The 25416-nt window shown below is 69.8% G+C and carries 17 protein-coding genes; 9 read left to right on the forward strand and 8 right to left on the reverse strand.

Features of this window, described 5'->3' with window-relative positions; all coding sequences use genetic code 11:
* Positions 1–266: hypothetical protein (locus OXG55_08970; GenBank protein MCY4103375.1), on the reverse strand; the 266-nt coding region annotated here is incomplete at its 3' end.
* A gap of 74 nt (positions 267–340) precedes the next feature.
* On the opposite strand from OXG55_08970, the gene OXG55_08975 reads away from it, so the two are divergent.
* From OXG55_08975 to OXG55_08995, 5 genes are all read left to right on the forward strand, one after another.
* Positions 341–7042 carry a hypothetical protein gene (locus OXG55_08975; GenBank protein ID MCY4103376.1) on the forward strand — a complete coding sequence of 2234 codons (6702 nt, stop codon included), beginning with the start codon at positions 341–343 and terminating at the stop codon, positions 7040–7042.
* A 129-nt stretch (positions 7043–7171) separates the two neighbouring features.
* Positions 7172–9058, forward strand: a complete 1887-nt coding sequence (locus OXG55_08980; protein MCY4103377.1) for a hypothetical protein — start codon at positions 7172–7174, stop codon at positions 9056–9058.
* A gap of 85 nt (positions 9059–9143) precedes the next feature.
* On the forward strand, positions 9144–10349 hold the full coding sequence (locus OXG55_08985; protein MCY4103378.1) for a hypothetical protein: 1206 nt from the start codon (positions 9144–9146) through the stop codon (positions 10347–10349).
* Positions 10350–10509: 160 nt separating this feature from the next.
* The gene (locus OXG55_08990; GenBank protein MCY4103379.1) at positions 10510–11373 is read left to right on the forward strand and encodes a hypothetical protein; all 864 of its coding nucleotides are present in this window, start codon (positions 10510–10512) and stop codon (positions 11371–11373) included.
* 320 nt (positions 11374–11693) lie between these two features.
* Positions 11694–12464, forward strand: coding sequence for a hypothetical protein (locus OXG55_08995; GenBank protein MCY4103380.1), 771 nt, complete (start codon positions 11694–11696; stop codon positions 12462–12464).
* A gap of 42 nt (positions 12465–12506) precedes the next feature.
* Here the strand turns inward: OXG55_08995 and OXG55_09000 are convergent, their stop codons facing one another.
* Complete coding sequence (locus tag OXG55_09000; protein MCY4103381.1) at positions 12507–12629, reverse strand: hypothetical protein; 123 nt, start codon at positions 12627–12629, stop codon at positions 12507–12509.
* Between the two features lie 46 nt (positions 12630–12675).
* Here OXG55_09000 and OXG55_09005 point away from each other — a divergent pair, with 46 nt between their 5' ends.
* Both OXG55_09005 and OXG55_09010 read left to right on the forward strand, forming a co-directional pair.
* Complete coding sequence (locus OXG55_09005; protein MCY4103382.1) at positions 12676–13380, forward strand: hypothetical protein; 705 nt, start codon at positions 12676–12678, stop codon at positions 13378–13380.
* Positions 13377–14156, forward strand: a complete 780-nt coding sequence (locus OXG55_09010; GenBank protein MCY4103383.1) for a hypothetical protein — start codon at positions 13377–13379, stop codon at positions 14154–14156. The genes OXG55_09005 and OXG55_09010 overlap by 4 nt, the downstream gene beginning before the upstream one ends.
* Before the next feature lie 34 nt (positions 14157–14190).
* Here OXG55_09010 and xsc read toward each other — a convergent pair whose 3' ends face one another.
* The 6 genes from xsc to OXG55_09040 all read right to left on the reverse strand — a co-directional run bounded on the left by xsc (position 14191) and on the right by OXG55_09040 (position 23346).
* Positions 14191–15948 carry a sulfoacetaldehyde acetyltransferase gene (gene xsc, locus OXG55_09015; protein MCY4103384.1) on the reverse strand — a complete coding sequence of 586 codons (1758 nt, stop codon included), beginning with the start codon at positions 15946–15948 and terminating at the stop codon, positions 14191–14193.
* A 33-nt stretch (positions 15949–15981) separates the two neighbouring features.
* Positions 15982–18795 carry a molybdopterin-dependent oxidoreductase gene (locus tag OXG55_09020; GenBank protein MCY4103385.1) on the reverse strand — a complete coding sequence of 938 codons (2814 nt, stop codon included), beginning with the start codon at positions 18793–18795 and terminating at the stop codon, positions 15982–15984.
* Between the two features lie 14 nt (positions 18796–18809).
* Positions 18810–20324, reverse strand: coding sequence for a polysulfide reductase NrfD (nrfD, locus tag OXG55_09025; GenBank protein ID MCY4103386.1), 1515 nt, complete (start codon positions 20322–20324; stop codon positions 18810–18812).
* Positions 20321–20944, reverse strand: coding sequence for a WHG domain-containing protein (locus OXG55_09030; GenBank protein MCY4103387.1), 624 nt, complete (start codon positions 20942–20944; stop codon positions 20321–20323). The genes nrfD and OXG55_09030 overlap by 4 nt, the downstream gene beginning before the upstream one ends.
* 73 nt (positions 20945–21017) lie before the next feature.
* Positions 21018–21926 carry a phosphate acyltransferase gene (locus OXG55_09035; GenBank protein MCY4103388.1) on the reverse strand — a complete coding sequence of 303 codons (909 nt, stop codon included), beginning with the start codon at positions 21924–21926 and terminating at the stop codon, positions 21018–21020.
* A gap of 49 nt (positions 21927–21975) precedes the next feature.
* Positions 21976–23346, reverse strand: coding sequence for an aminotransferase class III-fold pyridoxal phosphate-dependent enzyme (locus OXG55_09040; GenBank protein MCY4103389.1), 1371 nt, complete (start codon positions 23344–23346; stop codon positions 21976–21978).
* A 187-nt stretch (positions 23347–23533) separates the two neighbouring features.
* Between OXG55_09040 and OXG55_09045 the strand changes: the two genes are divergently transcribed.
* Positions 23534–24571 (forward strand): LLM class flavin-dependent oxidoreductase, encoded by a 1038-nt coding sequence (locus OXG55_09045; protein ID MCY4103390.1) that lies wholly within the window; start codon positions 23534–23536, stop codon positions 24569–24571.
* Positions 24568–25416 (forward strand): sulfurtransferase, encoded by an 849-nt coding sequence (locus tag OXG55_09050; protein ID MCY4103391.1) that lies wholly within the window; start codon positions 24568–24570, stop codon positions 25414–25416. Before OXG55_09045 ends, OXG55_09050 begins: the two co-directional genes overlap by 4 nt.

Below are 25416 nucleotides of genomic sequence, written 5' to 3' on the forward strand. Positions count from 1 at the left end.
ACGTCGCCGAACCCGAGCCTGCCGGGCGCCAGCCGGTAGCACACCTCGAGCACCAAGCCGACGATCGCCGCGGCGGCGACGGCCCAGCCGAAACGGCCAGGAACCCCGCCGACGCCCGCCGCGGCGCCCAGCAGAGCCGCCACGCCCGTGCCCGCGCTCCAGACGGCGCGCCGCCGGATGATGCCGTAGCGCAGATCGGTCGCCGAGGCATGAACGCCCAGGGCCGCCCACACAGCCACCGCCGCCCAGACGAGGGACTCGGCCACTCCTCCCTCTCGCACGAGTATCGGAATATAGTCAATAAATATAGATTATCTGCTCAAAGTGTGCTAGGAATACCGTGCCGGCCGTGGCCGGCACCCGGGCAGGCGGCGTGGAGGAGCGGGTCATGGGCAGCGTTGGTGTGGGCGGTCGGCGGGCTTTCGTGTGGTGGGTGGTCGCAGTGGCGTTGTTCGCTGGCGCGTTGGGCGGCGCGGTGCTTCCGCCCGCGGCGGCCGCGGAGGTCGCGGCGCCTGCGGCGACCGGGAGCGTGCCGGGTGTGGAGTTGTCCGTGGGCGGCGCGGCGCGCGCCGTCGCCGCGGGGGGCTATTTCACCGGCGCCGTCGCTTCCTACAGCGCCAGCAGCGCCGACGCGGCGGTGGTGTCGGTGTCGGTGTCGGGTTCGGCGGTCACCGTTTCGCCCGTCGGCGCGGGGTCCACGACTGTCACGGTCACCGCCGCGAACGCCGCGGGCAGCGCCGCGCAGGCTTTCGCCGTGAAGGTGCTGCCGGCGGGCTGCGTGGTGGCGCTGGGGACCCTGGCGGCGGGGTCGGTCGTGGCCAAGTCCGGGTCGTGGGCGCGCGGCGGGGGGTGCCGGTCGGCGCACCGCGCGGGCGCCCTGTCGGCGCGCTACGCGGCGCGGTACTATTCGTTCACGGTCGCCGAGCCGCTGGAGGCGTGGTTCCGGTTGTCGAGTCCCCAGAGCAGGCGCCTGTACCTCCTGGAGGGCGCCGGCACGGGGGGGCGCGTCCTGGACTCGGCGGGCACCCCCCGGGCGGCGTCGGCGTCGCTGTGGGAGGCCTTGCAGCCCGGCGACTACACCCTGGAGGCGACGACGTACCACCCGGGCAGGGAGGGGGGCTTCAGCGTGAGCATCGACTCGATGGCGCTGTCGCCCCCGGCGGCGTGCACGGCCTCGCTGGGGGCCCTCGCCGCGGGGTCGGTCACCACCCAGGCCGGCTCGTGGGCGCGCGGCGACGGCTGCCGGTCGGTGCACCTCACGAACAGCCAGTCGCAGCGCTACTACGCCCGGTACTACACCTTCACGGTGGCCGAGGCGCTGGAGGCGCGGTTCCGCCTGTCCGGCGCCGAGGGCAAGTACCTGCACCTCCTCGCCGGCGCCGGGACCGCCGGGCGCGTCATCGCCCGCCGGGGCGCCCCCAGCGCGGCCGCGGCGGCGTCGGGGTGGGCGGCGCTGGCGCCGGGCGCCTACACCGTCGCGGCCGCGACGTACTACCCGGGCCGCGAGGCGGACTTCTCGCTGTCGATCGACTCGATGGCGCTCACCCCGCCCGCGGCGTGCGTGACGTCGCTGGGGACGCTGGCGGCGGGGTCGACCGTCGCCCGCAGCGGCGCCTGGGCGCGCGGCGACGGCTGCCGGTCCCTGCACGCCACCTCCAGCCGGGCGGTCCGCTACTACGCCGACTACGCGACCTTCACGGTGCCCGCGGCGGGCGAGGCGCGCATCGCCCTCGCCGGCGGCTCCCCGGCGCGCCTGTACCTGCTGGGCGGCGCCGGGACCGGCGGGCGCCTGCTCGCCTCGGTGGGCCACGACCGCGCCGCGTCGAACCCCACGATCCGGCAGGTCCTGCAGCCCGGCGCCTACACCGTGGAGACCGCCGCCCGCTCCCCGAGGACCGAAGCCGACTACACCCTCAGCGTCTCCCTGGCGGTCTCGGCGCCCACGAGGGGCGACGCGCCCGCGCCCCAGCAGATCCCCGCGCGCCGCGCCGCCGCGCGAATCGACATGGCCGCGGCGTTCAACGGCAACATCGACACCTACACCGCCGCGAGCAGCGACACGTCGGTGCTGACCGTGACCACGGCGGGTTCGGTCCTCACGCTCAACGGCGTGACCGCCGGCACCGCCACCGTCACCGTCACCGCCGCCAACGCCGCCGGCAGCGCCGCCCAGACCTTCGCGGTGACCGTCACCGCCGCCGCGCCCCGAGCGGCCGGCGCCCCCGCCGCCCAGACCCTCACCGCCGGCGGAACCGCCACCGTCGACGTGGCCGCGGCGTTCACCGGCAACATAGACACCTACACCGCCACCAGCAGCGACACCACTGTGGTGTCGGTGTCCACGACGGGTTCGGCCCTCACCCTCACCGGCGTCGCCGCCGGCACCGCCACCGTCACCGTCACCGCCGCCAACACCGCCGGCAGCGCCGCACAGACCATCGCCGTCACCGTCAACCCGCCCGCGCCCCGAGCGGCCGGCGCCCTCGCCGCGCGGACCCTCACCGCCGGCGCCGGCGCCACCGTGGACGTAGCGGGAGCCTTCACCGGCGCCGTCGACTCCTATCTGGTGACCTCCAGCAACGCCGCCGTCCTGGACATCGCCCTGGCGGGATCCGTGGTGACGCTCACCGGCGTCGCCGCCGGCACCGCCACCGTCACCGTTGCCGCCGCCAACCGGACCGGCAGCGCCACCCAGACCATCGCCGTGACCGTGAACCTCCCCCCCGCGCCGACCCTCGGCGCCACACTCGCCGCGCAGACCCTGCAAGTCACCGAGACCCTCGCTGTGGACGTCGCCGCTGGCTTCAGCGGGCAGATCGACACCTACACCGCCGTCTCCGGAAACACCGACAAACTCACCGTCACCGTCGACGGCTCAGCAGTCTCCCTCCGCGGCGTGGCGGCGGGATCCACGACGGTCACCGTGACTGCCATCAACGCCGCCGGACGCGCCGCCCGGTCCTTCGCGGTCACGATCAAAGCGCTCGCCGCCCCGCAGACCGCCGGCACACCCCTGGCCCGCACCATCGCCGCCGGCGAAGAACTCCCCCTCCACGTCGCCGACGCCTTCACCGGCATCGTCCACACCTACACCGCCACCAGCAACAACACCGCTGTACTCACCACCGCCGCCGACGGCCCCACCGTCACCCTGGTCGGCACCGCCCCCGGAACCGCCACCGTCACCCTCACCGCCGCCAACACCGCCGGGACCGCCACTCAGACCTTCACGGCCACTGTCACCAAGGCGGCCAAGTTCGCCGTGGCGCTCGCCGCGCCCTCCCACTGCTTGGGTTCCGAGGGCACACGGGCCCCCGGCGGCGGACGCCGAGGCGTCGGCTACATCGACCTCACCTACCACATCACCGGCGGCGCCGGCCCCTACGCCGTCACCAGCCCCGACGCCCCCGACACCACCCACACCGAACCCACCGGCACCCTCACCATCCCCTGCGCCCGACGCGGCATCGACCCCGCCACCGCCGACCCCACCACCAACGTCGTCGAAGCCGGCCCCCGCACCCTCACCCTCACCGCAACCGACAACACCGGCACCACCACCACCGCCGACATCCAAATCGAAATCGCCGAGAACGCCTACACCACCGAATACAACGGCGGCCAAATGCATCCCGGCAAGACCTACGTCCTCGGCACGCCGGACCAGTGGGTCCTCGCCACCCTGCCCGAAGGCCTCACCCTCCAATTCTCTGGCCTCAGCGAACACAACGTGGCCCACTTCACCGAACCCAGCACCGGAACCGAGATCCTCCTAGACTGGACGACCGGCACCGAACTAGGCCGCACCACCCGCAGCGACACCATCACACCAACAACAAGTACCGAACAGACAAGCACAACCTCTACACTCAGCACTGCGGCGACCCTCAGACGGCTAGCAATCACCAACTCTCTCGGCCTCACATACGGAGCCGATTCAACAGAATGGCGCCCCTACGCGAACCTCCCTAACTCTTACCGTATTAGGTTCCCGGACGGTAAGTTTAGGCCGTTTACTCCGCAGGTCGCGGTCCATCAGAGGATGCTCATTGGCGAGCCGATACGAGTCTGCGCCGAGCCTGTCAATTCCGGGAATGCGGCAGATGACCAGGCGTTCAAGGACAACGTCGAGGCGAGCGCGAAAGCTTGGAACGACAGCATCAAGGATCCCACTGACCCCACTAGAGATTGGAATCCGAGTTTCGCGAGGGAGCTGTTCAAGTTTCTAGAGGACTGCACTAGTACGACCGATCCCGAACTCAATGCCGACCTCACAGTCCTGAGAGTCGAAGATGAAGATGAAGATGGAAACGCAGTTATCAAGCAGGCCAAGTACTGCGGAAACAACGTGGGAGCATGTGCGAGAATCGCCGCGACCGGCACGAACCCGCCGATGATCGGGGGGTCGGAGATCATCGTCAAGAGCGAGAATGCGAAAAACCGCGGCACGATGATCCACGAACTCGGGCACTTCTTGGGCCTCGGCGACTACTCTGATGCCAACGAAGACAAGTGCGACAAAGACCCCAGCGACCAAGTCGACCCGCGGCGTCCCTATTTCGCGTCAGTCATGGCGGGCGGAGACTGCTATGAGGGTTCGGTCCAACCGCGGGACTTGGCTGATCTGCACCTAGTCTATCATCCGTACGCGCGTACGGGCATGCGCTTCGAAGCGGTTGGTGCGAGTGGATGGGAGTTGGACCCTGGTGATCCGCCACGGGACATGGGAAGAGAGGTGATCAAAGAAGGGAGATTCAGTGTAAGGGAGTACAGGTATGTGAGTAACGCGGCAGCGTACGTGGTGTTCCGGCGCGCCTTCGGTTCAACGGGCGCGTATACCCTTGTGGGCAAGTTCGGCCGCTCGGCGTCGAGGGTGTTACCCGTCGGACAGCTCAGTGAATTGGGCCCTGATCGTGGTGTGATCGAGGGCCAGGTGTTCTATGTCTTCGGCGTCACCGGTGGCGATATCGAGCAAAGCACCAGCACATACCTGGAAGTGCACGCCACTCTGCCGTTTGATCTCGGGTCACTAACTGGTGCACCGGGTACATGTGACTGGACGCTCGGTCATGGCGCGACGGTCTACGGCCCACCGGCGAGGCCAGTGAGTGTGCGGACAGAGACTAGGAGCCGCGAAGTAGACGTCGTCTGGCCTCATGTTGCAGGCGCGACCGATTACGACGTGTACCGCCACGACACTGCGAAGATGATCGAGGAGCCGACGACGACGGGCGGGCATCCTGAGAGTTACCGCGAGAAGCGGAACGTTCGAGCGTCGACGCGGACGAGTTGCGGTATGCGCGTCACGTTCGATGGACTGGAGAATCGCAGCACATACTATTTCCGTGTCCGCGCGAATCGCGATGGCGTCGACCTTGGCAGCCGCCTTTCCGCGGAGGTGTCGGGGCGACCGTTAGCTGTGGGCCCGCCCGGGTCGTCCGCGGGACACTCTGGGGGAGTGGGTAAGTCGGCGTCGGCGTCATCGGCCGAGTCGGCGGATCCGTGCACTCCCCCTGCGGAGGTCGACCCGGTCGAGGGGGATCCCTATTGTCCGAGGGATGATGGTTATTCGTGGGTGTTGCGGGCTGATGTTGGTGGTGATTGGTGGTGCGATCGGGCGGAGTCCGCCGATGTGGTGTCGACGACAGTGGAACAGTGTGACGTGGCTGGAGACGTGCTGCATGTCGGGGCTGATGGTGCGCGGGTGTGCGCGCGGGAGGTGCTGGGGACGTTGCGGTCGCGTCCGGGTCCGCCGAAGTGTGCGGCGGGGTACGCGTGGGTGCCGGCGTCGCGGACGTGTTCGCGGACCGCCAGCCTGCCGGCGGCGGCGTCGGCGAAGTATTCGTGCTCGGCGGGGTATTCGCTGGTGGTTACGCCGGTGCCGTTCGGCACGCCTTTGCGCCAGTGCAAGAAGTCGGTGGCGGCGACGTCGACGTTGAAGTATGTGTGCTCGGAGGGGTATTCGTTGGTGAGGATCCCGTTGGGCGGCCGGTACTGCCGCAAGTCGGTGCCGGCGGCGGCGTCGGCGAAGTATTCGTGCTCGGCGGGGTATTCGCTGGTGGTTACGCCGGTGCCGTTCGGCACGCCTTTGCGCCAGTGCAAGAAGTCGGTGGCGGCGACGTCGACGTTGAAGTATGTGTGCTCGGAGGGGTATTCGTTGGTGAGGATCCCGTTGGGCGGCCGGTACTGCCGCAAGTCGGTGCCGGCGTCGGCGACGTATTCGTGCCCGTCGGGTTACACGCGCAGCGCCGCGACCTGTCACAGGTACGTCTACACGAGCCTGACGGGCGCGACGTGCCCGGCGGGCTACTCGGTCATCTACAACGGCCTCTACTTTCTGTGCCGCAAGAAGATCACCGCCGCCGCCACGGCCACCTATTCGTGCCGCGCGGGGAGGCTGTCGGGCTCGCAGTGCGTGTTCACCGCTTCGCCGACGACGGAGACGGTGTATTCGTGCCGCGCGGGGAGGCTGTCGGGCACGAACTGCATCTCTACCGCGACGCCGACGACGGAGACGGTGTACTCGTGCCGCGCGGGGAGGTTGTCGGGCTCGCAGTGCGTGTTCACCGCTTCGCCGACGACGGAGACGGTGTATTCGTGCCGCGCGGGGAGGTTGTCGGGCTCGCAGTGCGTCCTTTCGGTCCCACCCACATCCACGGTCACCTACGACTGCGACGACGCGCCCGCCGGTTACACCCTCTCGGGCCAGGACTGCGTCAAGAAAACCACGAAATCACCGACGCGGCCGACCATCTACTACTGCGACGCCGGCTACATACTCAACACCGGCGAGGACAACACCTGCAGCCGAACAATCACCACAACCCCCACCGAAATCACCGTCGACGGCTGCCCGAGCGTCCCAACAGGCGAACCCCTCTACAAACTCACCACCGCAACCACCGCAACGACCACCATCACAACCTGCACACGCACCATCACCATCCCCGCAACCACCCCCCGCAGTTGCCCAGCCGGCTACAAGCCGGTCCTCACCGTCGGCGAGTACCGGATCGCCCGCACGTCATGTGGGCTGGACTGAGACGCAACCACCAACCGACTGGACCCGTGACCGGGTCTGTCAGGGATCCTAGGATCATCTGGCGGTCCGGCTTCGGGTCAGGAGAACGGTCGGGGGGTTCGTGATGCGGCGTGCGGGTCGGTTGGGGTGATGGTTCGGCGGTCCGACTCGAACGGCGCGCCGGCGCTCGGCGCGGCGGCGCGCCGTGGCGGTGTGGGTGTGGTGGTCGGGGTGTTGGCGGCGGCGGTCGGGGTGGCGGTCGCGCTGTGGCCCGGCGCCGAGAGTCCGCCGCCGGTCGTGGTGGCCGAGAGTCCGCCGCCGGGCGCGGCCCCCGCGGTGCCGTCGCCGCCGGTGGTGTCCCTTGAGGTTCCGTCGCTGCCGGTGCTGGCCGCGGGGCCGGTCGATTACGTGTTCGTTGCGGTTTCTGTGGGCAACTCGCATGCGTGCGGGTTGCTGAGCGACGCCGCCATCACGTGTTGGGGACAGAACCGCTACGGCCAGGCCCAACCGCCGGGCGGGCCTTTCGCGGCCGTCTCGGGCGGCAGCTTGTATTCGTGCGGGTTGCGCAGCGACGCCACCGTGGTGTGCTGGGGGTACAACGAGAACGGCGAAGCCGACGCGCCCGCGGGCTCCTTCGCGGCGGTGTCCGCCGGCGGTTCGCATTCGTGCGGGTTGCGCAGCGACGCCACCGTCGCCTGCTGGGGAGGGTACGGGGCCAGCCAGGCGGACGCGCCCGCGGGCTCCTTCGCGGCGGTGTCCGCCGGCGGTTCGCATTCGTGCGGGTTGCGCAGCGACGCCACCGTCGCCTGCTGGGGTTACAACGGAGACGGCCAGGCGGACGCGCCCCCCGGCACCTTCGCGGCGGTGTCTGCCGGCAGGTCGCATTCGTGTGGGTTGCGCAGCGACGCCGCCGTGGTGTGCTGGGGCGACAACGAGCACGGCCAGACCGATGCGCCGGCGGGCACCTTCACGGCCGTCTCCGCGAGCTTCCGGCATTCGTGCGGGTTGCGCAGCGACGCCACCGTTTCCTGCTGGGGCGACGACGGCCAAGCCGAGCGGGACGCGCCGGCGGGCGAGTTCGTCGCCGTCTCCACCGGCACCGAGGAGTCGTGTGGGTTGCGCAGCGACGCCACCGTTTCCTGCTGGGGCCAGCCCCATCACGGCAAGACGATTGGGTGGTCCGTGCCGCCGAGCGACTCCTACGTCGCCATCTCCGTACGGAGGTACCCGTGTCTGGTGCGCAGCGACGGCACCGCCTCCTGTGGCGGCATGACCCTGCCGGGGAGAACGTCCGCCTCGGCGGGCACCTTCTTAGCCGTCTCCGCCGGCGGCGAGCACGTGTGCGGGCTGCGCAGCGACGCCACCGTTGCCTGCTGGGGCAGCACAGAGCAATTCCTAAGCGCGGAAATCCGAATCGACGCGCCGGGCGGCACCTTCGTCGCCGTCTCCGCCGGCTGGGATCACTCGTGCGGGCTGCGCAGTGACGCCGCCGTGGTGTGCTGGGGCGCCAACGAGCACGGCCAAACCGGCGCGCCCGCCGGGACCTTCACAGCCGTCGCCGCCGGCTGGGATCACTCGTGCGGGCTGCGCAGCGACGCCGCCGTGGTGTGCTGGGGCGCCAACGAGCACGGCCAAACCGGCGCGCCCGCCGGGACCTTCACAGCCGTCGCCGCCGGCTGGGATCACTCGTGCGGGCTGCGCAGCGACGCCACCGTGGTGTGCTGGGGCGCCGACTACGGCCAAGCCGCCGCGCCGGGCGCCGCCTTCGGCCCGGGCGCCACCTACGGCCCGGGCGGCACATTCGGCCCGGGCGGCGCCTTCACAGCCATCTCCGCCGGCGCTAACCATGCGTGCGGGCTGCGCAGCGACGGCACCGTTTCGTGCTGGGGCGCCAACGAGTACGGTCAAGCCGACGCGCCGGGCGGCACCTTCGTCGCCGTCGCCGCCAGCCTGGGGCATTCGGAAGCGTTGCGCAGCGACGGCACCATCACAGCCTGGGGCGCAACCGCACTCGACCTCCAAAGCAACAACAACTGACCCTCGCCTCGCCATGCTGCGCCGCGGTGAGCCTCCGACCCCGACCGAGAGGCGGCGACCGCGACGCCTTCGTGCTCGGCGGATTATGTCGGCGAGGCTCTACGTGCAGCCGGGCGTGGCCGGGCATCAGCGTGAGAAGTCGGTGCCGGCGACGGCGAAGACGACGTATTCGTGTTCGGGGGATTATTCGCTGGTGACGATCCCGATGCGTGGTCAGGAGTGCCGCAAGTCGGTGCCGGCGACGGCGAAGACGAAGCGTTCGTGTTCGGGGGATTATTCGCTGAAGACGTTCTTCGTGCAGCCGGGCGTGGTGGGGTATCGGTGTGAGAAGTCGGTGCTGGCGACGGCGAAGACGACGTATTCGTGTTCGGAGGATTATTCGCTGGTGACGATCCCAATGGGTGGCCAGTACTGCCGCAAGTCAACGGCGGCGACGGCGACGTATTCGTGCCCGACGGGTTACACGCGCAGCGGCGCGACCTGTCACAAGTACACCTACACCAGCCCGAGCGGGCGCAGTTGTCCGGCGGGCTACTCGCCGATCTACACCGGACTGGTTGTGACGTGCCGCAAGAAACTCACCACCGCCGCCACGGTCACCTACTCGTGCAGTTCGGGGACCCTGTCCGGTTCGAACTGCATCCTCACAGCCACGCCGACGTCGATGACGACGTATTCGTGCAGTTCGGGGACACTGTCGGGTTCGAACTGTGTGGTGACAGCGACACCGACGTCGACGACGACGTATTCGTGCACCTCGGGAACCCTGTCGGTCTCAAGCTGCATCTTCACGGCGACGCCGACACCGGAGACGATGTATTCGTGCACCTCGGGGCGCCTGTCGGGCTCGAACTGCATCCTCACCAACACGCCCACCGTCACCTACGACTGCGACGACGCGCCCGACGGCTACAGGCTCTCAGACCAGAACTGCACCAGGGTCACCATCAAAATCGCCACCCGGCCCACGATCTACACCTGTCCCGCCACCTACACCCGCAACGAGCCAACCGACCCCACTAACCCGCCCACCTGTACAAAGATCGACATCATCAACGCCACCGTCACCACGACACCGGCCAGTTGTCCAAAAGTCGAACCCCCATTCCGACTCTACGAAGACCGCGTCGCCGGCAGGACCAAACACACCTGCGAGCGCACCATCACCACCGCCGCCCTCATCACCAGAACTTATTCGTGTCCCACAGACTATAGGCTCGAAAAGACAATCAACGGTCAAGAAACCGAGTACATCTGCAGACTGAAACAGACCACCACACCCAACACCTAACACCGCGCCAAAGTTTGCGCGATCCTCGGAGAGCTTCATGCAGACTGGGCTGACACACAACCACCAACCCACTGGACCCATGTCTGGGGGTTGCGCGTCTGGAATTGTCAGTCGGGTGGCGCGTCGGCTGTTCTGCGGTAGCGGCGGGCGGGCCGTGTGGGTGGCGACCTTTGTAACGGTGTTCGTGGCGGGGGCGTGTGGGGGTGGCGAACCGACGCAACCGGTCGGGCGTGTGGTGGATGTGCCGGGGGTCTTCGTGGAGGTCTCGGCGGGTTTTCGCCATTCCTGTGGGCTGCGCGATGACGCGACGATCGCCTGTTGGGGCGACAACAGTCAAGGCCAACTCGACGCCCCGCCGGGGCGCTACAGCGCCGTCTCGGTGGGCAACTATTTCAGTTGCGCGGTCCGCGAGGACGCGTCGATCGCCTGCTGGGGCAGCAACTTCAGGGGCGAGAGCGACCCGCCGGAGGGCCGGTACAGCGCCGTCGCCGGCGGGGTGGCCCATGCGTGCGCGCTGCGACCCGACGGATACGTCGACTGCTGGGGCGAAGACAGCTTCGGAAGCATCGAGCCGCCTCCGTGGCGGTTTGCCGCGATCGATCTCGGCGCCGCCCACTCGTGCGGCGTGCGCGCCGACGGCATCATCAAGTGCTGGGGCGTTCAGGGCCGTACATCCGTGGAGACGCCGCCAGTTGGGCGTTTCGACACACTGGGTGCCGGCGGTTCGGCAGCGTGTGGTTTCCGCGCCGACGGCACCGCCATGTGTACCGGCTACTTCGTGAACGTACTGAGACCGGGACGGTTCACCGACGTGTCCATCGGCTGGGACCACGCTTGTGGGGTGCGCTTGGACGGTTCGCTGCGGTGTTGGGGGGACAACTCGTATGGCCAAGGCGACCCCCCTGGTGGCCGGTTCGAGGCCGTGGCAGCTGGCGGAGAGCACTCGTGTGGCCTGCGCGGCGACGGCACCGTCACCTGCTGGGGCGCCGTCGGGTCCGCGCAACGGCACGGCCTCGCACGCTGACACGAGTCTGAGATGGCCTGCCCCGCATGCTTCGCGGTCTGGTTTGTGCCGGGTCTCGCGCTGTCTGCTTGCTCTGGAGATCGTCCAGATCAGTGATCGAGGAAAGCGCGTTGTTGGGTCGGAGCACGCGGCGGTTCAGGGCGATGTTCAAGGCCGCCGCGGTCGCGTTGCTCGTCGGCAGGCACCCGCCATGCCGCGAAGCGAACAGGTCAGGCCAGCCGGGGACCCTTGAGCCATCAGTGGCGGCAGAACTACGATATATTCTTATAGGAAATGGGTAGTACGTTCGGGGGTTGCTGCGGGTCGGCTTGCGGATCGAGATGAGGGCGCGGCGTGGGGGTCGCGCCGGCGAGGCGGGGTTGGTGGCGTTGGAGTGGCTGCTGGTTGTGGCGGCTCTGGGGGGCCTCGCGGCGTTGGCGGTGGTTCTGGTGCAGCGTGTCGCCGACGACACCGCCGAGCAGGTCAGCGCCTCGCCGGCGCGGCGGACCGCGGCTGCGGTGGCGGCTCTGGAGGTCGAGCGCCAGGCCCGTGCGGCGACTGCGGCGAGTCCGCGCACAGCGACGTGGGCGGACTGGGAGAGCTACTTCTCCGCGCGGTGCGCGCGGCTGGCGATCCTCTACGCCGACGTCGCCGTGGAGGTGGACGCGGCGTTCGCGTGGCCGACGGCGGCCGTGGGGGCCGATCCGATCAGCGAGGCGGGCCTCGTCTCGGCAACCGAGGCGCCCCCCACGGGGTCCGTGCCGCAGGTGCGGTGCAACGTCGATGAACCCGACGGAGCGGTCGTAGTCGAAGCGCCGCCCCCTCTGCCGAGCATCGAGGACTTCCGCCTCGCCGCGCGGGCGATCGCCGACGCGGCGGCGAGGTTGCGACCAGGCGACACGTGGGCGACTTGGAAGGCGCACTTCGAGCCGCTGTGCAGCGACCTCGCCGCCGAATACGCGCACCTCGGCATCAACGTCCTGTCGCACTTCAACAAGCCGGCCGATCAGCCCGACCCCGGCGCCGCGGTCACACAGGACCTCCTCGACGCCGCCACGACCGCGGCGCCCGGGAACGGCCGACCCCAAATCAAGTGTGAAGCCGACCGATGAACCGCCGGCCACATCCGGAGAAGCCCGTGGGGCGCCGAGCGATCAGGTGTAGTCGGCGTACTTCTCGAGGTGGCGGACTGGGCGGCTGAGGGCGTCCTTGCGGAACGGGTCGCCCAGCTCCTTGGTGCACATGACTTCCAGCACGGTGGTGCGGCCGGCGTTCATCTGGGCGTCGATCGCTGCGGTCAGCGCCAGTTGCCCCTGATCACGCGTGATACTGAACTCTTCCGTTATCAGTAGACTTCTGATTGTGGGCTTGAGGAGCGTGGAACAGGCGGCCGAGGAACTCGAGGTGACCTCTCGGCGCGTCCGGCAGATGCTTGCGGACGGGACACTCGAGGGACAGCGGGTCGGTGCTGTCTGGGTGATCGATGAGCGGGCGCTGCGGCTCGCTGCTCAGCGGCGACGCGCTGCGCACAGACCGTGGAGCCCCTCGTCTTCGTGGGCGGTTCTAGCTCTGGCGGATGGCGTCGAGCCCGCATGCACGCCCGCGCAGCGCTCGCGCGCGCGCCGGCGTCTGGCCGCTGGATTGGAGAACCTCGTCGGGCCTCTCGCCTCCCGGGCGCACAGTCGATGGTTCTACGCGCACCCGTCGGCGGTCTCGCGCTTGGCGGCGCGTTCGGGCGTTGTCCGGACGGCGGCGAGCGCATCGCCTGAATTCCACCTCGGCCTCGTCGGCTCCTGGCCACTGGAGGCCTACCTCCGACAGAGTGACCTCGAAGTGATCCTCGATGAGGAAGCGATGGAAGAGCGAACAGAACGGTTCAACCTGCTCCTGCGCGTCGTTGAGGATCGGATCTGGCCCTTCGGCCAAGGTGCTGAGGTAGCGCCTCGCCCGGCCGTGGCGGTCGACTTGTTGGAGTCCGACGACGAGCGCGCGCGCCGCGCCGGCGCCGAACTGTTGGTACGCCCGTGAGCGCCCTGCGGCTTGATCGCCCACCGTTGCAGCTTCCCGATCTCCCCGGTTACGGCGACGAAATCTGGGGGACTCTCCTCGAACTCGCCGACGCGAAGTCTCGAGACTGGACCCTGATCGGCGGGCAGATGGTCCTCCTGCACGCACTCGAACATGACGCCGAACCGACTCGCCTGTCCACAGACCTTGACATTCTCGTGAACGCCCGCGTTGTCGCCGGTGCCGTCAGAGACTTCGTGAGAACGCTGGAGTCGCTCGGCTTCAGCCTCGCTGGGTCGTCACCCGACGTCATTGCTCACCGCTACGAGCGGGGCAGGGCGAGCGTCGATGTGCTGGCTCCTGAAGGACTCGGTCGGCGGGCCGATCTGACGACCACACCACCAGGGCGGACGATCCAAGTCCCCGCAGGTACCCAGGCGCTGGCCCGCACCGAGCTCCTACCGGTGGAGTACGCCGGCACCAGCGGGTTCGTTCCCCGTCCCTCGTTGCTCGGCGCGATCATCTGCAAGGCTGCCGCTGTCGCGGTGGACGATGCACCGAACGCGCAGCGGCTTGATCTCGCTGTGCTGTTGAGCCTCGTCACCGATCCAGCGGCGATGGCCCGGCAACTGACGCGCAAGGATCGCTCGCGCCTCCAGGGGGTGGTCGGAATGACCGATCCTGCCCACGAGGTCTGGTCGCACCTCGAGCCGTCGGTGGCGGACCGGGCGAGACTGGCAATGGTCTCCCTGGTCGGTGAACCGTCGCTCGATCAGGATTCGGCAGTCGAGGGATAGCACTCGCCGTCCGGCGCGCCCAATCGGAGACCCATCAGGTGAAGTCGGCGTACTTCTCCAGGTGGCGGACCGGGCGGCTGAGGGCGTCCTTGCGGAACGGGTCGCCGAGTTCCTTGGTGCACATGATCTCCAGGACAGTGGTGCGGCCGGCGTTCATCTGGGCGTCGATGGCGGCGGTCAGCGCCGGGCCGACGTCCTCGAGGTGGCGGACCCGCATGCCGTCGGCGCCCATGGCGCGGGCCACCTCGGACCAGTCCTCGCCGCCGCCGAGCTCGCCGGCCACGAACCGGCGGCCGTAGAAGTCCACCTGGTTCTTCTTCTCCGCGCCCCACTGGCGGTTGTGGAACACCACCGCGGTGACCGGGATGTTGTGGCGCACTGCGGTCATGGTCTCCACCATGCTCATGGCCCACGCCCCGTCACCGGCGTAGGCCACCGCCGGGCGATCCGGCGCGGCCTTCTTGGCCCCGATGATGGTGGGCAGCGCATACCCGCAGTTGCCCCAGCTCATGGCGGCGAAGAACGACCGAGGCTCCTCGAAGCGCAGGTAGCTGTTGGAAACCGAGTTGATGTTGCCGATGTCGGTTGACACCATCACCCGCGCCGGCATGGCCCGCTCGAGTTCACGCAGAACCTGGCGGGGATGCATCCAGTCGTCGTGCTCGGCGGCGGCCTGCTTGATCATGTCCACACTGAAGTCGTCGGTCTCCTCGGTCCAATCGTCCAGTTCGGCCTCCCAGTCGGCCTTGTCGGCGGCGATGCCGGCGGCCCGCTGCGCCTTCGTGGCATCGCAGGCCAGTTCCCGCCCCGCCAACCGCCCCAGAAGCGCCGTCGCCGCCGCGCCGGCGTCGCCGCAGATGCCCACGTCGATGCGCTTGACCAGGCCGAGCATCTTGGAGTCGGCGTCCACCTGGATGACCTTGGCCTCAGTGGGCCAATAGTCCAGGCCGTGCTGGGGCAGGGTGCCGAACGGGCCGAGCCGGGTGCCCAGCGCCAGCACCACGTCGGCCCGTGAGATCAGGCGCATCGCCGCCTTGGAGCCCTGGTAGCCCAGCGGCCCGCACCACAGCGGATGGGACGCGGGGAAGGAATCGTTGTGCAGGTAGCTGTTCACGACCGGGCAGCCGAGCCGCTCGGCCAGCGCAACCGTCTCGGTCATGGCGTCGCCCATCACCACCCCGCCGCCGGCGATCATCACCGGCAAGGTTGCCCCGGCCAGGAGGTCGGCGGCCGCGTCCAGGCTGCGGTCGCCTCCCGGGCCGCGGTCGAGGCGCTGCGGCGCCGGGATGGCCACGTCGATGTCGCCGTAGAAGCGGTCGCGGGGAATGTTGAGCTGCGTGGGCCCCATCTCCGACAGCGCCCGGTCGAAGCAGCGGGCCGTCAGCTCGGCCATGCGGCGCTCGTTGTTGACGTGGCCCTGGTACTTGGTGAACTCCTGGAACATCGGCAGCTGGTTGGCCTCCTGGAACCCGCCGAGACCGATGCCCATCGTCCCCGCCTCGGGCGTGACGATCACGACGGGGCTGTGGGCCCAGAACGCCGCGGCGACGGCGGTCACGCAGTTGGAGATGCCCGGGCCGTTCTGGCCGATCACGACGCCGTGGCGGCCGCTCACGCGGCTGAAGCCGTCTGCCATGTGGGCCGCGCCCTGCTCGTGCACCACCGGCACCAGCTCGATGCCGGCCGGCTCGAAGATGTCCATGGCGTCCATGAAGGCGCTGCCCATGATGCCGAAGATGGTGTCGACGCCGTGGGCGACCATCGTCTCCACGAACGCCTCGCTGGGGGTCATGCGGGTCATGTCCTCATCCTCCGTTGCACAGAATCACAGCGCGTAGGCGGCGGGGGCGGGCTTGAGCGGTCGGGCGTACCACAGGGGCCGGCGCAGGCCGCCGGGGCCCGGGGCGGGGCGGGTCATCGCCAGCCACTCCCGGTAGGCCGCCCTGGCCTCGGCGGTGTCCACGACCACGTCGCCGTAGTCGTCGCCGGGCTGGGCGGGCGAAACCCGCACCCGCTGGTGCCAGCACTGCATGCCCGAGACAGGGTCGGGCTGCACGCAGAAGGTGAGGTTCTGGTGCACGCCGGTGTCGCTCCACCAGATCCGTTCGGTGTCGTCGTCGGCGCTGGCGTGGCTCTGGGGGCGGCCCCGGCGCCTCAGCCGCCAGACCGTGCCGTCGTTGCTGATGTCGGCGTCGCCGCCCGCCCAGGACCCGCCGGTCGACGGATCCAGGCGCCAGCGGCCCATGTGGTGCGACGCCGCCACCACGCCGGGGCGGATCCCCTCGGTGCGCCAGGCGCCGATCACGAAGTGGCCGATGCGGGTGGTGATCCGCACCAGGCCGCCCACCTCGATGCCGAGCGCCTCGGCGTCGGAGGGGTGGATCCACAACGGGTGGCGGTGGCTCAGTTCCGACAGCCACTTGCTGTTGGCCGAGCGGGTATGGATCAGCGTCGGGATGCGGAACGTCGGCAGCAGGATCCGCTCGTCGCCGGCCAGGTCCAGGTCCTCCCAGTGCACGTGCGACGGGATCCAGGTCGGCGTGGCGTACTCGGGCCAGCCCCAGTCCGCCAGCGTCTCGGAGTACAACTCCAATTTGCGCGAGGGAGTGGGGAAGCCCTCCCGGGGCGTGCCGTCCACCCGCACCGCCGGTGAGCCGTCGCCGAGGCCCGGCACGTGCAAACCGGCCAGGTCCTCCGGTGAGCCCGACCAGGCACCGGGCGTGCCGGAGCGCCGGAAGACGCCGGCGTCATCGATCTCGCAGTCCTGCAACTCGGACGGATCGACCTGGCGCTCGTGCGGCAGGTACATGTCGCCCTCGAGCGCGTAGGCGCCGCGGTCGCGCATGAACTCCAGAGGCGTCTGATCCGCCGCGGCGGCGTCTTCGGCCAGGCCGGGAACGCCCGCGAACATGACTCCGTAGTACTCGTCCACGCTCATCGGCGTGCCGGGTTCGGAGGGGCTCTCGAACCAGCGCCGGATGCCCATGGAGCCGTCGGGGTCGATGCGCCACGACAGCTCGATCCAGAACTCGTTCTCCTCCCACACCTCGCCGGGGTTGAACTCGTGCGTGCGCGACTCGTGGGTCACGGCGTCGCCGCGGATCTCGGCGTAGCGGCGCAGCACCGGCTGGCGGAAGCCGATCCAGCGCCCGGCATGCGTCTCGAAGCTGGCCACATCGTGGCGCTCGGCGCCCACTCCCATCGGCAGCACGTAGTCGGCGAAGACGGCGGTCTCCGACCAGGTGGGTGTGAGGGCCACGTGGCAGGCGACCTTGTCGGGGTCGCTGAGGGCCTCCAGCCAGCTGAACCCGTCGGGGTTGGTCCACACCGGGTTGTAGACCCGGCTGAAGTACACCTCCAGGCGGCCCCGACCCTCGGCCAGCAAGTGGGGCAGCAGGATCGACATCTCGTGGTACGCCAGCGGGTACTCCGGGGGCCAGTTGAGTTCGTTCCACTGCTCGACGGGCGGGGCGCCCGGTGGGTGGGGTGCCTTGTACTTGTTCCAGCCGTTGCCGGTGGTGCCCCCGACGGTGCCCACCGAGCCGGTGAGCACGTTGAGGAAGAAGAGGCATCGGGCCGTCTGCCAGCCACCCAGGTTGCCGGCGCCGGCGGCGCGCCAGTTGTGGGAGGCGAACCTGGTGGGGTGTGCGCCGATGATCCCCGCGATCTCGGTGATCTGGTCCGCCGCCACACCGCAGACTCGCTCGGCCTCCTCGGGCGTGTACGCCGCGTAGTCCTCCGCCAGGGCGGGGCCCACCGAGTCGAACTCCACCGGCCTCTGCGGGTGGCGCTGTCGCAGGTAGACCTCCCAATTCGTCCAGCGGCGCACGAAGTCGCGCTCCCAGGTGCCGTTGAGCACGAGCAGCCGGGCGATGGCCAGCAGCAGGAACGGCTCGGTGCCGGGCCACGCGGGCAGCCAGTGGTCGGCTTTGGCGCCGGTGTTGGAGAGACGGGGGTCGACGCAGATGACCGTCGCCCCCTTGCCCTGCGCCTCGATGATCCGCTGGGCGTGCGGGTTGAAGTAGTGGCCCGACTCCAGGTGTGAGGAGATGAGGAATATCACCTCGGCGTTGGCGAAGTCCGACGAGGGGCGGTCGTGGCCCATCCAGCTCTGGTAACCGAGTCGGGCGTTGGAGCTGCAGATGTTGGTGTGACTGTTGTGGCCGTCCACACCCCAGCACTGGAGCACCCGCTCGGCGTAACCGTCCTCGCCGGGACGGCCCACGTGGTACATGACCTCGTTGCGGCGGCCCTCGGCGATGGCGGTGCGGATGCGGCCGCCGATGTCGTTGAGGGCCTCGTCCCAGCTCACGCGTTCCCATTGCCCCGAGCCCCGCTCCCCGGCCCGCCGCAGGGGGTAGAGGATCCGCTCGTGGTCGTCGATCTGGTTGAGCGTGGCCGGGCCCTTGGCGCAGTTCCGCCCCCGGCTGGCCGGATGCAGGGGATTGCCCTCGATGCGGTCGATGCGCCCGGTGGCCTGATTGACGTGGCACAGCAGGCCGCAAGCGGCCTCGCAGTTGAAGCAGGTGGTGGGCACCAGGGTGTGACGGTTCTCCACCCGGGTGGGCCAGGCCTTGGCGTCGAGCGAGGTGACGTCGTGCCAGGTCTCGTGCGGGGGGTAGCCGGACAACTCGGGCACGGCGCGATCTCCGTCTAGGACAGCGGGACGGACTGGCCCGCCCGCACGAAGCTGTCCTCGTAGAACCACATGCCGGCGACGGCGCAGATCCCGCCGGCGGCGGCCGGCCAGGGGCCTGTACCGGTTGCAAGGCCGGCAGAAACGAGTGCGGCCGGGACGGCCAGGCCCAGCACGACCCCGCCGGCCCAGAACCGGCGGGCGTAGCGACCGCGGGTCATCGCCGCCACCGCAGCGGAGACGTGTGCCGTGCGGTGCGGAGCCAGCTCGACCGCCACGAGCACCGCCGTGGCTGCCAACCCCGCCAGCAGTACCCACTGCACCGTGTCGGGGCTGGGCACCTCCGCGGCCAGGTCCAGCACGGCGTAGCCGGCGCTGCCCGCCACCGCGGCCTGCGCCAGCAGCGTCGGCAGCACCAGGTGCGACTGCCAGAGGTCGCGACCCTCGCACTGGGCGAACAGGAAGGCGGTGTAGCCCGCCGTGGCCGCGGCCAGCAGCGCAGCCGGGGCGGCGAGCGCCTGCAGCGCCCCGACCGAGCCGACCACGCCGGCACCGAACCAGGCCGCGCAGACCGCGGCGAAGGCCCCGAGGACCACGGCGCCCTTCACCAGCCAGGACCGGCGGTTGGCCCGGGTTATCAGGTAGTAGAAGCGGTCGGGCCGGCGCAGGTCCCACACCAGCAGGACTCCCGTGATCGCCAGGAACACGCCGGCGACCACCGCCGGCACCACGCCCGCCACGGCCTGCTCGCCGCCGTGGCCGAGCAGCACCAGCAACGCAGCCACGGCCATCGTGCCCGCGGCGACCGCTTTGGTCACCAAGTAGCCGGCCACCTTCGCCCTCCAGGTCATCTGGTGCGCGGTGGTGTAGGTCGTGCGGGCCTCTACGCCGGCGCTGCGGGCATCGGGGGTCGGGTGCTGGGGGGTGGTGTCGGCCCAGATCATCCCGTCGCCGGCGATCGCTGTGCGCAGCGGATCCAGCGACGCCGGGTTGGCGCCCAGGTAGTGGACCTTGGGCAGGGTCCCCTGCTCGGGAGCCCGCACCGCGGTGTCGCTGCGTGCGATGAGACTGGTGGTCTCGTCATCGGGGTCGTCGAGATCGGCCACCTTGATGGCGTGCGTGGGGCACACCACGACGCAACTCGGCTCGAGACCTTGCTCGATGCGGTGGTTGCAGAAATTGCACTTGTTGGCGGTGTTCGTGTCCGGGTTGATGTAGATGGCGTCGTAGGGGCAGGCGTTCATGCAGCCCTTGCAGCCGATGCAATTGTCGTCGTCGAAGTCCACGACGCCGTTGGACGCCCGGAACAGGGCGTTGGTGGGGCAGATGCTGATGCAGGGGGCGTCGTCGCAGTGGTTGCACCGCATCACCGAGAAATGCCGGCCGGTGTCTGGGAACGAGCCCGTCTCGATGTACTTCACCCAGGTGCGGTTCACGCCGAGGGGGATGTCGTGCTCGCTCTTGCACGCCACGGTGCAGGCGTGGCAGCCGATGCAACTCTCGCTGTCGAGCAGGAACCCGAGCCGGGTCACCGGACGTCTCCGGCGCTCACAGCCGGGTTGGCGGAAAGCCGGTGAATCCCCGCGCACAGCAACTCCACCAGATGCCCGAACGTGTCCTCGGGGTCGTGGGGCAGCGGATGGCCGTCCCCCGACTCGAGGTGGCTGAAGCCGTGGAAAGCGCTGCGCAGGGTGCGTGCGGCATGGACGCGGTCTGTCTCGCTGAGGTCGTAGTCACGCAGCGCTTGGCCCAGAACGGCCAGGACTCGCTCCACCGCGGCCTCGAGTTCGACGTCCCCGGCGCACGGGTAGCGGTCGGTGGCCGCATAGATGCCGGGGTGGTCGCGAACCATCTGTCGCCAGGCATGGCCCACCGCGGCCACGGCGTCGTCGCCGGACAGTCCGACGGCGGCGTCGGTCAGACGCTGGGCCAGGATCACGCGACCTCGGAGGCTGAGGCTGCGGAGCAGATCGTCATAACTGCTCACGTGGCGGTAGAGCGCCGGCTGGCGCACCCCGAGCGCGCCGGCGACCCGGGTCAGCGTCAGCCTGTCGAGGCCGTCGGCATCGGAGATCGCCGCCGCCGCAGAGACCACCCTCTCGCGGTCGAGTGGCCGCCGTGCCGGTGGCATCCCGTCCGGTGGTCGTGTCATGGCCGCCGCCTCTCACCTCCGCCTCGACCCTGGAGGGCGAACGGCCCCGAAGCTAGCAGCTATAACCGTTTCGTTAGAGTCGCCATTTGGTGGCGCGAGCGGCCTGGCAGGCGGCGATAGCGGCCACGGTGACGATGTCATCCACACCGCAACCGCGCGACAGGTCGTGCATGACACCTGCGGTGCCCTGCAGCAACGGTCCGTATGCCCGGGCACCTCCCAGCCGTTCGGTGATCTTGTAGGCGATATTCCCCGAATCCAGATCCGGGAAGACGAACACGTTGGCCTGGCCCGCCACCTCCGAGCCCGGCGCCTTCGACTGCGCCACGGCGGGAGCCCAGGCCGCGTCGAACTGCAACTCGCCGTCCACGGCGAGCGACGGTGCCCGGCGTCGCACGATCTCGGTGGCGCGACGGACCCGCTCCACCCGGGGGCCCGTCGCGCTGCCCTTGGTCGAGTACGACAGCATGGCCACCCGTGCCCTGGTGCCAAGGAGTGACTCGTGCGTGGCCGCGCTCGCCACGGCGATCGAGGCGAGTTGAGCAGGATCGGGTTCGGGGACCACGCCGCAGTCAGCGAAGGTGATCGGCGTCCCGTCGGGCAGGACAAGCACGAAGCAACTGCTGATGGTCTTCACACCGGGAGCCGGCCCGATGCAGTAGAGGGCCGCTCTCACCACATCGGCACTCGGCCGGGTCGCCCCGCCCACGCAGGCGTCAGCCTCGCCGGCGGCCACCATGAGCGCCGCCACGTGGAGCGGGTCACCCAGATCGATGCTCGCGTGATTCGGCGAGGTCTCGGCCGCTTGTTGCGCCGCCGGCGAGACGTGGGCGACCGGGTCATCAAGCAGGATCGCGGTCGCCAGTCCTTCGGCGTCCAGCCGTCGCGCGGCTGCGACAGCCCGCTTGTCGTCGCCGTCGGCCAGCACCACTCGCCGGCGCTCAGCACGCGCCTGACGCCGCCACGACTCGATGACCGGGATGCGGCCCGCTGTCGACGAAGGGCCCGTCAGAACACATCCCCCGGGAACTTCAGCGTCGTCTCAGCCAATCGTCAACGCCGTCGAGCACCTGGTCGATCCGGTTCAGGAGGTCGTCGATCACGCCGGTATCGGCGACGAGCGGTGGCGACACCGAGAGCATCACGCCGCCCCGGCCGTCGGGTCGCACCAGCACGCGCGCCTCGCGCGCCAGCCGGTCCAGCACACCGCCCGGCAGCAGCTCGGCGACCTCGGCGTCGCTGAGATCGGTCCCCGAGTCGCGGTCGCGCATCAACTCCAGGGCGTAGAAGTAGCCGGTACCCCTGACGTCCTTCACGCAGGGGTGGGCCTGCATCAGCGTCCGCAGGCCGTCGCCGAGCCTGGCCTCGTTGCGCAGCACGTTCGCGAACACGTCCTCGTCACGCAGGGCCGTCATGTTGGCGACCGCCACCGCGGTGGCCACCGGATGGCCGCCGAAGGTGGACCCGTGCAGGAACATGCCTGCCGGCGAGTCCCACACCCGCTCGAGCAGAGGGCCGCGGACGACCAGGCCGGCGAGGGGCTGGTAGGCGCTGGTGACACCCTTGGCGAAGGTGATCATGTCGGGCCGGGCGCCGAAGCGCTCGCTGCCGAACCAGTGGCCCAGGCGGCCGAAGGCGTTGATCACCTCGTCGGCGCACAGCAGCACCCCGTGGTCGTCGCAGATGCGGCGCAACTCCAGCCAGTAGCCCTCCGGCGGCACGAGCGCGCCGCGGCCGTTCTGGACCGGCTCGGCGATCACCATGGCGACGTTCTCGGGACCCTCGGCGGTGATCGCCTCCTCCACGGCGGCCACGCAGGGCAGGTCCCGAGCAGTCCGGCCCGGCTCGAGGTCGTCGCCCAAGGTGTTCGGCACGTGCCGCACGCTGCCGGCGAGCATCGGCAGGTAGGGGTCTCGCAGGTTCGGGATCCCCGTCAGCGCGAGGGCGCCGAGCGTGGTGCCGTGGTATGCCCAGTGCCGGGCGATCACCTTGTGGCGCTGCTCGTCGCCGTTGGCGAGGTGGTAGCTGCGGGCGAACTTGAGCGCCGACTCCACCGCCTCGGAACCGGAACTGACGAAGAAGACCCGGTCCAGTCCACCCGGCGCGACCGCCGCGATCATCGAGGCGGCCTCGACGGACGAAGGGTGCGCGAACCCCCAGGTCGGGAAGAAGGCCAGCTTGTCCATCTGCTTCGCCGCGGCTGCGGCCAGATCGCTACGGCCGTGGCCGATGTTGGTGCAGAACAAGCCTGCGAGACCGTCGAGATACTTGTCGCCGCCGGTGTCCCAGACGTAGCAGCCCTCGCCGCGTTCGATTACCAGGAGGTCGTCCGCCCTCCAAGCGTCACCCCGAGTGAAATGAGGTGACAGATGACGGTGTGCCGGGTCCCGGTAATCCGGCATCAGAGCCTCCAGGGTCACCCGGGCGCTGTTCAGCCCGGCCAGTTAGAGGCTAGTGCATCATTGCAAGCTTGTATAACCGCTCGCCGATCGCGCTACGGCGCCGGCCCCCGGCGTCTCCCGCCCTCGGTTGTGGCTCGGGCCAGGATCTCGGCGGAATCCGCCTGTGTTGCGGGGCAGACTTGGCCTCATGAGCGGATCGGCGCCCGGCCAGTTCGTCGGCGTGGGGTTGTCCTTGTCGAATGAGGAGCCGGCGGCTGTCACGCTGGCGCAGGGTGTGCAGGCCGATGCGCTGGGCTACGACGAGGTGTCGATTCCCGAGAGCCGGTTGCACCGCTCCACGACATCGGTTGCGGCGGCGATCCTGGCGCGGACGCGGCGCGTGACGGTGCGCGTCGGGGTGGCCAACCCCGTGACCCGCCATCCGCTGTTGCTCGCCCTGGAGGCCGCCACGCTCGCTGACATCGGACCGGGTCGAGTGCGGTTCGGTGTGGGAGCCTGCGAATGGACGATGCGGGCCTTCGGGTGCGATCCGGAGGGTTGGCTGCCGTACAGCAACACCGTCGAGGCCGTGCGGGCCATGCGGTCGTTGCTGGCAGGCGAGCCGCTGGGGTTCCGGCCGGCGACCTTCGCCGCCGACGCCGACCTGTCTCTCGATCTGGCATCGCCCGCGCCGGTGCCGGTGGATGTGGGTGCCGTCAACGCCCGGATGCTCGAGGCGGCCGGGTGCTGGGCCGACGGCGTGCAGTTGGGCGCCCTCACGAGCCCCGCCTATGTGGCGTGGGCCGCCGAGCGGATCGCCGATGGCGCCCGTGCGGCGGGGCGCGATCCGAGCGAGGTGCTGATCTCGGGCAACGTGCTCACCAGCCTGGACCGCGACCGGGGTGCCGCCCGCCGGGAGGTGCGCGAGGTCCTGGCGTACTACCTGGCTCGGGTGGAGGGCGTGGTCGTCGACCGCTCCGGTGCCGATCCCGAAGCGGTCGCGGTGGTCCGGGCCGCGGTGCGCCGGGACGGGCTTGCCGCCGGCACCGCAACGGTGAGCGCGCAACTCATCGACACGTTCGCCGTGACGGGCGACACTGATGAGGTGATCGAGCGTCTGGTGCCCTTCGGTGCCGCCGGGATGGCGATGCCGCTGTTCTGGTACACCCTGGGGCCCGATCCCACCTGGGCGGTGGAGGTGCTGGCGGCCGACGTGCTGCCGGCCGTGAGGGCCGAACCGTCATGAGGGCGGACTCGCCCGGCGGCGTCGGCCCGCTCGTCAGCACCGCCTGGCTGGCGGAGCGCCTGGCCGATCCGGGAGCGGAGGTGCGGGTGGTGGACTGCCGCTGGTACCTGAAGCCGTTCGACATGCGTGATCCAGACGTCGAGTACGCCCGCGGCCACATCCCGGGCGCCGTGCACCTGCGTTGGGACACGCACTGGGCGGATGCCGGCCATCCCATCCCGGGGATGCTGGCCCAGCCGGAGGAGTTCGCCGAGGTGATGGCCGCCGCCGGCATCGGGGAGCGGACGACCATCGTCGCCTACGACGACGGACATGTCACGGTGGCCGCCCGGCTCTGGTGGGCGCTGCGGGTTTACGGCCACCGCAGCGTGGCGGTCCTCGACGGGGGCATCGGCCGCTGGGTCGCCGAGGGTCGCCCGCTGGCGACGGAGGTGCCGCGGTGGCCCCGGGGTGATTTCGCCGCTCGGCCGCGCTCGGCTGCCTACGCCACACACACCGACGTTGCCGAGGCCCTCGACGACCCGTCGGCCGGCCTCGTGGATTGCCGCATGGAGCCGGCCCGCCTCGAGGACGGGGCGATGATTCCCGGTAGCGCCTACCTGCCCGGCATCGAATTCCTCGACGATGAGGGCCTGATGCGCCCGCCGGAGGGCTGCCGGGAGGCGATCCTGGCGGCAACCGAGCAGGCGCCCCGCACGATCCTCTACTGCCGGGGCGGGGTGGGTGCCTGCGGCACCGCCCTCGCCTACGAGGTAGCCGGCCTCGGCGACGGCGTGTCGGTCTACGACGGCTCCTGGAGCGAGTGGATCACCGTTGCCGACGACGCCCAGCAGGAGCCCCTCTAG

Source organism: bacterium (assembly GCA_026708055.1).
GTDB lineage: Bacteria > Actinomycetota > Acidimicrobiia > Acidimicrobiales > CATQHL01 > VXNF01.

What these genes read in the sequence shown, in the direction of transcription:
- OXG55_08980 (MCY4103377.1), top strand. Translation starts at nt 7,172, where the DNA reads ATGGTTCGGCGGTCCGACTCGAACGGCGCGCCGGCGCTCGGCGCGGCG.
- OXG55_08985 (MCY4103378.1), top strand. Translation starts at nt 9,144, where the DNA reads ATGTCGGCGAGGCTCTACGTGCAGCCGGGCGTGGCCGGGCATCAGCGT.
- OXG55_08995 (MCY4103380.1), top strand. Translation starts at nt 11,694, where the DNA reads ATGAGGGCGCGGCGTGGGGGTCGCGCCGGCGAGGCGGGGTTGGTGGCG.
- OXG55_09000 (MCY4103381.1), bottom strand. Translation starts at nt 12,629, where the DNA reads ATGAACGCCGGCCGCACCACCGTGCTGGAAGTCATGTGCACCAAGGAG.
- xsc (MCY4103384.1), bottom strand. Translation starts at nt 15,948, where the DNA reads ATGACCCCCAGCGAGGCGTTCGTGGAGACGATGGTCGCCCACGGCGTC.
- OXG55_09030 (MCY4103387.1), bottom strand. Translation starts at nt 20,944, where the DNA reads ATGACACGACCACCGGACGGGATGCCACCGGCACGGCGGCCACTCGAC.
- OXG55_09040 (MCY4103389.1), bottom strand. Translation starts at nt 23,346, where the DNA reads ATGCCGGATTACCGGGACCCGGCACACCGTCATCTGTCACCTCATTTC.
- OXG55_09045 (MCY4103390.1), top strand. Translation starts at nt 23,534, where the DNA reads ATGAGCGGATCGGCGCCCGGCCAGTTCGTCGGCGTGGGGTTGTCCTTG.
- OXG55_09050 (MCY4103391.1), top strand. Translation starts at nt 24,568, where the DNA reads ATGAGGGCGGACTCGCCCGGCGGCGTCGGCCCGCTCGTCAGCACCGCC.